The following is a 12,281-nucleotide window of genomic DNA, read 5'->3' as shown; positions in this document are numbered from 1 at the left end:
ATTAGTTGTCTGTTGGAAGCTTGTAGTTCGCGAATTGCTCACGCAGGTGCAGCTTCGAAACCTTGCCAGTCGCGGTGTGCGGAAGTTCGGCCTGGAACACCACGTCGTCAGGTGTCCACCACTTGGCAATCTGACCGTCATAGAGCGCCAGAACATCCTCGCGGCGAACATCCGATCCCTCACGCTTGACCGCAACGATTAGCGGGCGTTCATCCCATTTTCGGTGCTTGGCGGCGATACAGGCAGCCTCCAGAATGTCCGGGTGGCTCATGGCGATGTTTTCAAGATCAATCGACGAAATCCATTCGCCGCCCGATTTGACAACATCCTTGGTCCGATCGGTCAGGCGCAGATAGCCCTTGGGGTCGATCGCCGCGACATCACCGGTGATGAACCAGCCGTCTGCGGTAAAGGCATCGGCACCGGCCCCACCCCAATAGCTTTCAGCAACCCAATGGCCGCGCACTTGCAACATGCCAGAGGCAACACCGTCATGTGGCAGCAACTCGCCCTCGTCATTGACGATACGCATCTCGACGCCATAAAGCGCGCGCCCCTGTTTGATCTTCAGTGCGAGGCGGTCATCGATCGGCAGTTTATCCTCGCCCCATTTGGGCACCGAAAGCGTGCCGACGGGGCTCAATTCGGTCATGCCCCAACCATGCACAACGTCGATCCCGTGCCCTTTCTCGATTTGCTCGATCAGGGACAGCGGCGCGGCCGATCCCCCCATCATCGCGCGTTTGACAGTTTTCAAAGTGGTTCCCTGTTGATCCAAATATTCAAACAAGGCCAGCCAGACAGTCGGCACACCCGAGATAATTGAGACCTCTTCATCGTCCATGAGTTCCAGAAGAGAGGCCGGGTCCATCCCCGGTCCCGGCATAACCAGCTTGGTGCCGTTCATCACGGCCGCATAAGGAATTCCCCAGGCACAGGCATGGAACATGGGCACCACCGGCAAGGTGGCGTCGCGAGAACTCAGCGCCAGCCAGTCGCCGCCGGAAACGCCCATAGCATGCAACACGGTTCCACGGTGGGAATACAGAACACCTTTGGGATTGCCGGTTGTGCCAGATGTATAGCACAGCGCCATGGCTGCATTTTCGTCCAGGTCAGGCCAATCATAGGTCTCGGGCCTGCCCGCAATCAGGGATTCATAATCGCTGACAGTTGTCCTCATCTGGGGCACCTGATCCGGGCAGGTCAGGCTGTACCAACCGCGAACGCTGGGGCAGCGAGCCGAGACCGCATCAATCAGCGGCGCAAAAGTCGTGTCGAAGAACATATGCGTATCTTCGGCGTCATTGATGATGAACGCGATCTGATCAGGATGCAGACGCGGGTTGATCGTGTGACAGATCGCGCCGATGCAAGCCAACGCATAGTACAATTCAAGATGACGATTGTTGTTCCAGGCCAACGTTGACACACGGTCACCCGGCCCCACGCCCAGCTCGGTCAAAGCATGTGCCAGTTGTTGTGTCCGCCGACCCATGTCCGCAAAAGTGTAGCGGTCAATGGTCATGTCCGTATTGCGCCAAACGATCTGAGCCTCGGGATGAGCACCCATACCGTGACGGAAGATGCTCGTCACAGTCAGCGGCATCGTCATGATCTGGCCGGTTAGCGTTGTCTTTTCAGTGCTCATTCGTGTCTCCCAATGAGTATTGCCGCGCAACTGTGTCGGTCACAGAGGTGCGGTTGGCATTTCTCCGATGTCCTGTTCGATCTGCCAGGACATCTGCAAGACGCCCAGATCGTCAAAGCGGCGTCCGACCAATTGAATACCGATCGGCAGACCGTTTCGGTCCAGTCCGACCGGGATGCTGGATGCGGGTTGCTCGGTCAGGTTGAAGAGAAATGTATTGGCCCAGCTTTCGAACGGTTTTTTGGGATCAGACCCCGGCAGTTCGGCAACAAAAGCGGTGTCAGGGGTCGACGGCAGCAGGACAAAATCATAACCGTCAATCAGCGCCAGCGCCCGTTCACGCAATGCCTGCGTATGGTCGTAGTTCCGCTGATGCTCGACCGCAGATAAAGCGCGTGCATCGTTGGTCCAGTTCCGGATGTAGGTCGTTTTTGCCTGCTCAGCCTCGGGCTGACGCATCAGTTCGCACAGAGTTCGGATCTTGTAGAACGCTTCGGTAGGGGCCCAATCTGTACGGCTGAACGGCGCGGCTTCAAGATAAGAGATTCGAACGCCCATATCTCGCAAAACCAGCGCCGCCCGTTCCAGCGCCTCCTGCACATCTTCAGCCACCGGTTCGCCCAGACCAAGCTCGGGGATAACCAGAACCGACATGCCATTATTGTCTCCCCGCGTCAGACGCGAGACATAGTTCACGCCGTCCCGCTCTAAAGCTGCGAAATCGCGCAGATCTTCACCGGTCAGTACATTCATGTGCAGCGCGACATCGCCAAAATTGCGGGCCAATGGCCCTGCCGTGATCGCCGGGCTGTTGCAGACATAGTAGGGCACCCGTCCCTGGCTGGGTTTCAGGGCGGCTAACCCGCAATACGAGGCCGGAAGGCGGATCGATCCCACTATATCGGTGCCAATTGAAACCGGCTCGATCCCCGCGGCAACACTCGCGGACGCCCCCGAAGATGATGCACCCGTCGTGCGCGACACATCCCATGGATTGCGGGTAACGCCGTGCTTTGAACTCACGCCACCCGCAAGAATGCCATAGTCGCACATTGTGTTCTTGCCCAGGATCACGGATCCGGCCTCGCGCATACGCGCAACGGTCGGGTGATCAGTTGTGCTGATCACGGCTTCGCCTGCTGCCGATCCGCGATAGGCGGGCATACCGACACAATCTATTGCGTCTTTGACTGTTGTTGGCACGCCGTCCAGCGGCCCCAACGGCATGTTGTCGTGCCAACGCTTTTCCGACGCCTTGGCTACATCAAGCGCATGCTCGGCATCTACATGATAAATCGCATTGATCTGGGGATTGACCGCTTCGATACGGTCCAGCGCAGCCTGCGTGACCTCGACCGGGGAAAGCTCCATCCGGGCAAAGGCCTGCACCATGGCACGCGCCGAAAGTTGAGAATAAGGGGCCGTCATTTGTTGGAATACTGGCTCGATCAGATAGGGGGATCAGTCTTCGGTGCGCTGGACGTAGTAGACCTTGGCTGCAATCTTCCAGCCCTCGACAGTGCGCACCAGCGACAGGTAGTCGATGAAGTATCGCGGCTGAACTGCGCAGTCGATCTTGACAAAGGCCGTGTTCGGCCCTGATTGGTCGATCGAGATTGTTTGGCCGTAAACCGGATATCCTTTGGATTTCGGACTTTCGCGGCCGCCGATAACGTCTTTGTATTTCTCCAGCGTCATGTGGGTATAACTGCCATCCTCGTTGGCACAGCAAAGATCACATTCCGGCAGAAACATTTGGTCGGTTTTGCTGATGTCTCCGTCATGTAGGTTTTCGATGTACGCCTGCATAAGGGTTTCAATCTCGGCGAATGCGGTCATGCTATGTCCTTGGTCGTGAGTGTCGTGAAACGCAGATGGCGTTGGCCATCAGGCCGCCTTGTCGGCAAGCAAAGCCCGACGGTACCTTTTCAGGTCTTCAATCGAGCCGACCTTAAGGCCGTGTCGGGCTCCAAACTCGAGCAGATCTGGCAGGCGCGCCATTTCACCTTCGTCATTCATGATCTCGCAGATCACACCGGAATCCCCCTGCCCGGACAGACGGGCCAGATCGACTGCGGCCTCGGTATGGCCTTCGCGCTGCAGAACGCCATCCGGTCGCGCCACCAATGGAAACATGTGCCCGGGTGAGATCAGATCTGTCGAACAACCGCCATCGGACGCCAAAAGCGCGATGGTCCGCGCCCGATCGCTGGCGGAAATACCGGTGGTGGTTCCCTTTTTCGCGTCTACCGAAATAGTGAACGCCGTATGATGCGGATCCGTGTTGAACGCTGTCATCGGCCCAAGGCTGAACTGCTCGGCCCGATGGGGCGGAATAGCCATGCAGATCAGACCCCGGCCATATCTTGCCATGAAGTTCACAGCAGCCGCATCCGCGCAGGCTGCCGGGATCACCAGATCGCCTTCGTTTTCGCGGTTTTCATCGTCGACAAGGATCACCATGCGGCCTTGTTCACAATCCGCGATGATCTCCTCGATGGGCGACAGCCGGTAAACCTCATGCAGGTCGAACATTGTCTTCCCCTTATCCGTTCAGAGGTTTGATAACGCCTTCGGCAAATTCGATCAGAGCTTCCTGCTCGATCTCATCGCCAAAGTAATTCACGTGGTGCCAGACAAAGAATTCCTCGATCTGATACCGCTCGGCCAGTTCACCGACCTGATCCAGAACCTGCTGTCGCGAACCATCCCAGACACGTCCCAGCGGCACGTGATACGGCGGCGCGTCATAGGCCGAGAACCACAGATTATCGAACATTTCGCGATACTGTTTGGTCTTGGCTGGGGTCTTGCCCATCATCAGATGCGCACCCAGTGCCAGAACATCGTTGTTGGTGGTCTGAGGCAGCCCGTTTTCATGTGCGGCCTTCAGACAGTTCTCAAGGATCACCGGCATGAATTCTTCTTTATCGGCGGTTACGAAGGATACCATCTTGGCCCCTTCCGACGCCCAGAACTTGGCGGTTTCCATCGAGTAAGAGAACGGCGCGTACACTTTCGGGTGTGGCTTCTGCAGCGGGCGCGGAACGATGCCCGACTTGCGCAGAATCTTGTTTTCATCAACCGGGCTGTCACCACCCCACAGCTTTGTCGGGTTGAACTCCCACGCGACGTTCGACGGGAAGTTCCAGAACTCGCCCTGATGTTCGGTCAGGTCGTCGGTCCATAGCGACTTGATCAGGCGCCAGTTTTCATACAGCGCGCGGCGGTTGCGCTGATCGGCCTCGGATTTGTCGGATTCAGCCGAGGTGATGTCCAGATGCTGGCCCATGGTTGCGGTCCAGCGCGGCGTGTTCCCCCGCGAGAAACCTGCGAACACGCGGCCGCCGGTCATGTGGTCCAGCATTGCGATGTCTTCAGCCGTTTTGATTGGGTTCATCGCGGTCAGGTTCATCCCCAACTGACCCACCGTGAAGTTCTTGGTGTGCTGGGCGATGTACATATTCCAGAACAGCGGGTTCGTGGTGCATTCAACGCCTTCGACCTGCATGTGATGTTCGGTCAGACAGAAGCCGTCATACCCAAGCTCTTCGGCCAGAACCATCTGATCACGCAGGGTGAGCATCATCTTGTTAAACCGCGCTGGATCACGTCCGGCAAGCTGAGTGTCCTCACCATGTTGGCGTGCGAATGGAATGGCGAGAATCTTGAACTTCATGCAGGCGTCTCCCAGCGTGTTACTGAACGTTCACTAACATTCCCATATGACCAGTAATTCCGTCAAGCCCCGAATTGAGTTTCCCGACGTCGCCACGATGCTGCGACGATTTCCAACTGGACAACACATAGGGATTTCAACATGTTGCCTTCAGGTAAGGACCCAAGGAGGCAGACCGGGTGTTTTTGTATTCCGCCGCGCAAGTTGATGAATTTATTAAGAAATCGCAGCTGGATGGCGTGTGTGTCGCGTTAGCGATTGAAGCCGCACGCGAAGAACTCAAACGCCTTGGGGAAACACTGCGCCCAACACTGGTCAATACTTCCGCGACGAATCTGGCAACCCCTGGACAGGGGCAGGTCGAAGCTCAGGCCATGCGCATGTCGCCAGAGGATTCGTCGCTGAGTTCGTACCGTGTCTCGATCGTTCAAGCCGGGCACAATCCTGGCGAGGCCACCGCGCTGATGGAAGTGACGTGCACGTTCTCTGTCGATGCGCAACTGGCAGAGACGCCAAAACCCGCTCTGGCCGAAAAACCGCCCCGCGCTCTGTCGGACACCGCCGAGGAACGGAGACGGCAGATATTTGAGGGCGCGTGCAAAGTGATTGCCAAACACGGGTTCGGAAATGCTTCCATGCGCGAAATCGCCAAGGAATCCGGCCTGTCCGTTCCGCTGATGTACAAATACATCAAGGACAAGGACGACATACTGCACCTGATCACGACGATGTGCATGCAGGACATCATCGACTTTTTCGATACCGGGAAGCTGTTTACAGGCCCCGCAGATCAGAACCTTGAAAAAGCGATAGATCGGTACATCGACTACATCGGGAAAAACCGCCGCTATATCAATCTGGTCTATTCGGAAACCCGGTCGATGTCCGCTGAGAACCGTGCGCGCGTTTTCGATATGGAACGTGATTTCATGGGGCGCTGGAAAGGTATTCTGGACAAAGGGGTCGAGCAGAAAGTGTTCCGCCCAATGAACACAGAGTTGATGGCCAACTATCTGTATTTCCTGTGCAACGTCTGGTCACTCCGGCATTGGAGTATCGGAAAGTTCCCGGAAAGCGAGATCAGGACCAGTCTGAAGGCGCTCATCATGGATGGCGTTTTGGCAGAAGCAGGCTCGGCGAAGAAGTCCTGAGTCACCCTAGTTGGCCTATGTGCCACCCCCTGACGTTCCAAACGCAAGTTCCTGTCGCTTCTGGGCAATTTGGTCGCAAACCAACTTGCGGCAACTAATGGCCGTGTCTAACTGCGTATATGACACCGCTCAGTAGTCCAAACCCTCTGAATCGGCGTGCAACCGGTTGTGACCTCGTCGTCAGTGGATGATCGCAGGCGCTCAGCGCCCATTGCCTTCTGCCCAGATAACGGACACTTCGGACAACTTCATGACATCTCAATCCCTGCGCCTGGCCATAGATATCGGCGGCACCTTTACCGATACAGTACTTGTCTCGGGCGAAGAGGCCATATTAGCCTCGACTAAGACGCTCACGACGCATCAAAATCCAGCCGATGGCGCGATGGAGGGCGCAAAACGTGTCATGGCGCAATCGGGCCGGACGTTGAATGAGGTGACTGGCTTCATCCACGGCACGACACTAGCGACCAACGCGTTGATCGAACGGCGCGGCGCTGTTGTGGCGACCGTCACGACCGAAGGTTTTCGCGATATTCTGGAAATCGCGTATGAGCGGCGGTATGCGCAATATGACATCAACCTTGAAAAGCCAGACCTGCTGGTGCCACGCGAACGGGCGTTGACCATTCGCGAACGGATGGATGCCGGAGGGGATGTGCTGATCCCATTGGACACCAGCGCAATTGACGCGCTGCTGATTGAATTGGATACCAGCGGGGCGGACGCTGTCGCAATCTGTTTGATGCATGCCTATGCCAACCCATCGCACGAACGCAGTTTGCGCGACATTCTGGCGGAAAAACGCCCCAGCCTGACAGTTTCAATTTCCTCTGATGTAAGCCCAGAGGCGCGCGAGTTTGACCGGCTTTGCACTACGGTCGCCAATGCCTACATCCAACCGTTGATGGAAAGCTACCTTGCGCGGTTTGCCACTCGGTTTCAGGCAGAAGGCGTGAATTGTCCGATCCTGATGATGACGGCCAGTGGCGGAATGTGCACCGTTCAGACCGCCTCGCGCTTTCCGATCCGCCTGGTCGAAAGCGGCCCGGCAGGCGGGGCAATTTTGGCCGCACGCATCGCAGCGCGGTCCGGGATTGACGAGGTGTTGTCTTTCGACATGGGCGGGACGACCGCGAAGCTTTGCCTGATTGACAAGGCAAGGCCGCAAACTTCGCGTCAGTTTGAAATCGCGCGCGCGGCGCGGTTCATCAAGGGATCGGGCATGCCGGTGCGCATCCCTGTTGTCGAAATGATCGAGATCGGGGCGGGTGGCGGTTCCATCGCCGGGGTCGACCGGCTGGGGCGTTTGACTGTGGGCCCAAAATCGGCCGGATCAGAACCCGGTCCCGTTGCCTTTGGCCGTGGGGGTACCGAACCAACCGTGACCGACAGCGACATAACCTTGGGCTATATCGTACCCGACACATTTGCCGAAGGGTTTATCAAAATCGATTCAGAAGCACCGAAAGCCGCGCTGAGCCGGGTCATCGGGGCGCGACTGGAGACAGACGCCGCAGGGGCCGCCGACGGTGTCAGTCGTATCGTCGATGAAAGCATGGCCAGCGCTGGCCGGATGCATGCCGTGGAATCGGGCAAGGACCTTGGATCGCGTACGATGATCGCGTTTGGTGGCAACGGGCCCCTGCACGCAAGCCGAGTGGCGCGTTCAGCCGGGGTTAGCCGCATCGTGATTCCGCCCAATCCGGGCGTCGGCTCGGCGGTCGGATTTCTGTTTGCGCCGGTCAGTTTTGAGATCGTAAGATCTCGCTACTCTCTGCTTGAAACCTTGGATCTAAAGGGCATCAATACCCTGCTGTCTGACATGATCGATGAGGCAAGCAGCGTAGTTTCCCAAGGCGCAGGTGGTGCGCCCACGGGAACACAACGCTCCGCCTTCATGCGCTATAACGGTCAGGGGCACGAGATCGAAATCGCCCTGCCCGACCGAGACTTAAACTTGAACGATGTAAAACCTCTCACCGCTGCGTTCGAGGCGGAGTACGGCAAGCAATTCTCGCGCCCAGTACCGGGGATGCAAATCGAGATCCTGAATTGGGCCGTCCGGGCCGCGACACCTGACGCGGAAATTCCAGTGTTGCCGGAAACACCTACTTTGACAACGATCACTCCTGCCCAAACCCGCCCGATCATCTGCGACGTGGATGGTCAGACCAAACAAGCTGGTTTTGTGTCACGCGACATCCTGAATCCTGGCGACCGGATCTACGGACCGGCGCTGATTACGGAAACGCAGACCACCACTTTGGTCTCAGCTGATTTCTCCGCGCATGTGGACGCAATGGGTAACCTCATCCTTATCCAAGACAAGAAAGGAGGCGCATGATGGCTGCCGATCTTTCCCCTGCCCACCTGCAAGTCATGTGGAACCGACTGCTTGCGGTGGTCGAAGAACAGGGCCAGACACTGATCCGCGCCGCGTTCTCACCCATTGTGCGGGAATGCGGTGATATCTCAGCCGGAATCTTTGACGCCGAAGGTCGGATGCTCGCACAGGCGGTCACTGGAACACCGGGACACATCAACACGATGGCCGCAGCTGTGATGCATCTGCGCGACCATTTCCCGGTTCAGGACATGAAGCCCGGCGATATCTACATGACCAATGACCCATGGTTGGCCTCGGGGCATTTGAACGACTTTCTGCTGATGATGCCCGTTTTCAAAAACGGGCGGGTCGTTGGCTTTACCTCGTGCACATCGCATCTTGTGGATCTTGGCGGTCTTGGCATGGGACCTGAAGGGTCTGATATCTATGATGAGGGCCTGCTGATCCCGCCTTGCAAGCTGGTCGATCAAGGAGTGCCGAACGCCCTGCTGCTGGACATTGTCCGCGCCAACAGCCGCGAGCCCATCGCAAATGAAGGCGACATATACGCGCTGATCGCCTGCTGTGAAGCGGGCGGTGTTCGTCTGCTCTCAATGATGGATGAGTTCGGGATTGGCGATCTGGATCAACTGGGCAGCTATATTATCGACACCTCGCGTCGCGGAACGCTTGAGGCGATCGCTGAAGTTCCGGCAGGTGTTTATGAAAACCTCTTGAAGATGGACGGCTATGAAAGCGAGTTGGAGCTGCACGCGACCTTGACGGTCAGCGCGCAGGGTATGCACGTGGACTTTACCGGAACCTCGGGCTGTTCGCGTAAGGGCATCAATGTTCCATTGAACTATGCCACTGCCTATACCGTATTCGCCCTGCGCTGTATCGTGGGGTCCGATATCCCGAATAACGCCGGATCATTGGAGCCATTTACAGTGGACGGTCCAAAAGGGTGCATTCTGAACGCTCAGCGCCCTGTACCAGTCGCGATGCGGCACACTCTTGGGCAGGTCACACCAGATCTGGTGCTGGGTTGCCTACATCAGGCCCTACCAGATCAAGTGCCCGCCGAGGGTGCGTCCTGCATGTTTGATCTGCCGATGCGGCACGCCCCCGAAGTGGCCCGCGACGGCGGTCAGGAATTCGCGGTCGAGCCCGTGCATAATGGCGGCACCGGCGCGCGGCCACACGCGGACGGTCTGTCCGCAACCGCATACCCTTCAGGCGTGTTCGGATCACAAGTCGAAATCACGGAAAGCGTGGCCCCCGTCACTATCTGGAAGCGCGAGTTGCGCCCGGACTCCGGGGGCGCAGGCAAGTATCGCGGTGGTCTGGGCCAGCGAATTGAGATGACATCAGCTAATGGGGCGCCATTCATCGTATTCTTGTCGGTCGAGCGCCTCAAGTTCCCCGCCCTTGGTCGCATGGGCGGGCGCCCCGGCGCACCAGGGCGTATCCGTTTCCGCGATGGTGATAACGACATCCCAGGCAAAGGGGAACTTCGCGTCGAAGCCGGCGACTATCTGATCTTTGAAACTCCTGGCGGCGGTGGTTTTGGCGACCCGGTTCAACGGGATCCGCAGGCAATTTCCCTTGATCTGCATCGAGGGCTGATCAGCGCAGAAGGCGCAAACTCTTACAGAGGTACATCATGATCCGTCCGGTTCCGCACATTGGGTCGATGGCGGCCTATGCTTTGGCCGACCTTGGAGATGAAGTCACCATCTCGCTGGCCCAGAATGAAAGCGCTTTTCCCACAAGCCCCGCTGCCATCAAAGCGGGCCGCGACGCAATGAGCGATCTGCAACTGTACCCCGATCCGGAATGGTCGGACCTACGCGCTGCAATCGCCGAAGTGCATAACGTCGATCCGACACGAGTGCTTTGCGGTGCGGGCTCGATGGAGCTTATTGGCTGTTTGATCCGCGCTTTTTCCGGGCGCGGCGACAGGGTTCTCGGCACAGATTATGGGTATGCTTTTGTCGCCTCAGCGTCTGCTCAGGTTCAGGCCGACTACGTCAGGGCGCGCGAGGTGGACCTGACAGTATCCGTAGACGATATCATTGTCGCGGTGACCCCCGAAACGCGGATCGTGTTTGTTTGCAACCCCGGCAACCCGACCGGCACTCTGATCCCCAACTCCGAAATCTTACGCTTGCGAGACGGCTTGCCCGCTGATGTTCTACTAGTCGTTGATCAGGCCTATGCTGAATTTGCCGATCAGATACATGACCCGGCAGAAGTCTTCTCGCTGACCGATCGGGGGGACACAGTGGTCTTACGCACCTTTTCCAAAGCTTATGGTCTGGCGGCTGCGCGCGCAGGGTGGGGATATTTCCCCTCAGAGATTGCGACGGAGCTGCGCAAATTGCTCAACCCGAACAATATTTCCATTGCTTCGCAGGCAGCGGCGGCGGCTGCGATCCGCGATCAGGCGCATATGCAGGATGTGGTTGCCCGAACGGGTGAAATACGAGACCGATTTGCCGAAGAATGTCGCGCGTTGGGCCTGACCGTTCCCCAAAGCCACACGAACTTTGTGCTATTGCGTTTTGCCTCGACCCAAGAGGCACAACGGGCAGATTTAGCGCTGCGGGCCGACAATCTTCTGATGCGCGGCATGGGAGGTTACGGTCTAAGCGACTGCCTGCGCGCCACAATATGCGAGGAAGCGGTCATGGATCGATGCCTTTTAGCCTTAAAAGGAGCGCTCGCATGACCGAAACACGAACTGCCGCAAAAATCGGTGTTCTGGTGCCCTTCACAAACACAAATCTAGAACCGGATTTGGAATTACTGAGACCGCCTAATACCACAATCCATTTTCAACGCATGGGCGGGTATGACGTGGATGAAATCCCCGGCTCGGACCAGATGGCGGGGTTGGGCGCATCGGATATCAGTCACGACTTGCGAATGATCTCGGGCGTGCGACCGGATGTTGTGTTGTATGGCTGCACCTCGGCGACGCTGACGCATGGGCCATCCTTTGACGCAGAACTGGCACAACAGATTAAGGCAGGATCTGGCGCGATTTCTCTGACCGCCGCGGGTGCGCTGATCGCAGGGATCAAAGCCGTCGGCGCGACAAAGGTTGGCTTTTCGTCACCCTATTTGGGCGAAATCAATTTACAGGCGATGGATTTCATGGCCCGCAACGGAATTTCGACCGTCAATTGTGCAGACGTGGGCCGCGAACTTGGCAATTATGGGCAAGGTGAATTAACCCCGGACGAGGTTTTTGAACTGGCCTGCCAGGCCGATCACCCGGATGCGCAAGCCATCGTGCTAAGCTGCACAGACATGCGCTCAGTCGAAGCGATCGAACAAATTGAGGCCGCGCTGGACAAACCCGTCATCACCTCAAATCAAGCGATGGTCTTCTGCCTGATGAAGGCATTGAACCTGCCGCAACACGAAGCATTGCCCGGGCGTCTGTTCGACGCCCTGTGACCC

The 12,281-nt window shown here is 57.4% G+C and carries 10 protein-coding genes; 5 read left to right on the top strand and 5 right to left on the bottom strand.

What is annotated here, in order from left to right; genetic code table 11:
* Nucleotide 1: 1 nt before the first annotated feature.
* The 5 genes from ACR0AK_RS15370 to ACR0AK_RS15350 are packed head-to-tail and all read right to left on the bottom strand — an operon-like array spanning nt 2 to nt 5,330.
* A complete protein-coding gene (locus tag ACR0AK_RS15370; protein ID WP_480793955.1) occupies nt 2–1,651 on the bottom strand; it encodes a long-chain-fatty-acid--CoA ligase in 1,650 nt (549 codons plus the stop codon).
* Nucleotides 1,652–1,690: 39 nt separating this feature from the next.
* Entirely contained in the window at nt 1,691–3,079 is a 1,389-nt protein-coding gene (locus ACR0AK_RS15365; RefSeq protein WP_480793954.1) for an amidase family protein, read from the bottom strand.
* A gap of 33 nt (nt 3,080–3,112) precedes the next feature.
* Complete coding sequence (locus ACR0AK_RS15360) at nt 3,113–3,490, bottom strand: nuclear transport factor 2 family protein (protein ID WP_480793953.1); 378 nt, start codon at nt 3,488–3,490, stop codon at nt 3,113–3,115.
* 48 nt (nt 3,491–3,538) lie between these two features.
* Nucleotides 3,539–4,186 (bottom strand): 3,4-dihydroxy-2-butanone-4-phosphate synthase, encoded by a 648-nt coding sequence (ribB, locus tag ACR0AK_RS15355; protein ID WP_480793952.1) that lies wholly within the window; start codon nt 4,184–4,186, stop codon nt 3,539–3,541.
* 10 nt (nt 4,187–4,196) lie between these two features.
* Nucleotides 4,197–5,330, bottom strand: a complete 1,134-nt coding sequence (locus ACR0AK_RS15350; protein WP_480793951.1) for an LLM class flavin-dependent oxidoreductase — start codon at nt 5,328–5,330, stop codon at nt 4,197–4,199.
* A 179-nt stretch (nt 5,331–5,509) separates the two neighbouring features.
* Between ACR0AK_RS15350 and ACR0AK_RS15345 the strand changes: the two genes are divergently transcribed.
* The 5 genes from ACR0AK_RS15345 (at nt 5,510) to ACR0AK_RS15325 (ending at nt 12,278) form a co-directional block, all read left to right on the top strand.
* On the top strand, nt 5,510–6,481 hold the full coding sequence (locus ACR0AK_RS15345) for a TetR/AcrR family transcriptional regulator (RefSeq protein WP_480793950.1): 972 nt from the start codon (nt 5,510–5,512) through the stop codon (nt 6,479–6,481).
* Between the two features lie 250 nt (nt 6,482–6,731).
* Entirely contained in the window at nt 6,732–8,828 is a 2,097-nt protein-coding gene (locus ACR0AK_RS15340) for a hydantoinase/oxoprolinase family protein (protein ID WP_480793949.1), read from the top strand.
* On the top strand, nt 8,828–10,480 hold the full coding sequence (locus ACR0AK_RS15335) for a hydantoinase B/oxoprolinase family protein (protein ID WP_480793948.1): 1,653 nt from the start codon (nt 8,828–8,830) through the stop codon (nt 10,478–10,480). The genes ACR0AK_RS15340 and ACR0AK_RS15335 overlap by 1 nt, the downstream gene beginning before the upstream one ends.
* Nucleotides 10,477–11,544 carry a pyridoxal phosphate-dependent aminotransferase gene (locus ACR0AK_RS15330; RefSeq protein ID WP_480793947.1) on the top strand — a complete coding sequence of 356 codons (1,068 nt, stop codon included), beginning with the start codon at nt 10,477–10,479 and terminating at the stop codon, nt 11,542–11,544. The genes ACR0AK_RS15335 and ACR0AK_RS15330 overlap by 4 nt, the downstream gene beginning before the upstream one ends.
* Nucleotides 11,541–12,278, top strand: coding sequence for a maleate cis-trans isomerase family protein (locus ACR0AK_RS15325; protein ID WP_170559709.1), 738 nt, complete (start codon nt 11,541–11,543; stop codon nt 12,276–12,278). The genes ACR0AK_RS15330 and ACR0AK_RS15325 overlap by 4 nt, the downstream gene beginning before the upstream one ends.
* The last annotated feature ends 3 nt before the right edge of the window (nt 12,279–12,281 follow it).

Source organism: Ruegeria sp. BI12 (assembly GCF_056537985.1).
The sequence above is the reverse complement of the archived record's forward strand: the minus strand, read 5'-3'. Positions and strand labels throughout refer to the sequence as shown.

Coding starts and splice junctions, on each gene's coding strand:
- ACR0AK_RS15370 (WP_480793955.1), bottom strand. CDS start 1,651: ATGAGCACTGAAAAGACAACGCTAACCGGCCAGATCATGACGATGCCG.
- ACR0AK_RS15365 (WP_480793954.1), bottom strand. CDS start 3,079: ATGACGGCCCCTTATTCTCAACTTTCGGCGCGTGCCATGGTGCAGGCC.
- ACR0AK_RS15360 (WP_480793953.1), bottom strand. CDS start 3,490: ATGACCGCATTCGCCGAGATTGAAACCCTTATGCAGGCGTACATCGAA.
- ribB (WP_480793952.1), bottom strand. CDS start 4,186: ATGTTCGACCTGCATGAGGTTTACCGGCTGTCGCCCATCGAGGAGATC.
- ACR0AK_RS15350 (WP_480793951.1), bottom strand. CDS start 5,330: ATGAAGTTCAAGATTCTCGCCATTCCATTCGCACGCCAACATGGTGAG.
- ACR0AK_RS15340 (WP_480793949.1), top strand. CDS start 6,732: ATGACATCTCAATCCCTGCGCCTGGCCATAGATATCGGCGGCACCTTT.
- ACR0AK_RS15335 (WP_480793948.1), top strand. CDS start 8,828: ATGGCTGCCGATCTTTCCCCTGCCCACCTGCAAGTCATGTGGAACCGA.
- ACR0AK_RS15330 (WP_480793947.1), top strand. CDS start 10,477: ATGATCCGTCCGGTTCCGCACATTGGGTCGATGGCGGCCTATGCTTTG.
- ACR0AK_RS15325 (WP_170559709.1), top strand. CDS start 11,541: ATGACCGAAACACGAACTGCCGCAAAAATCGGTGTTCTGGTGCCCTTC.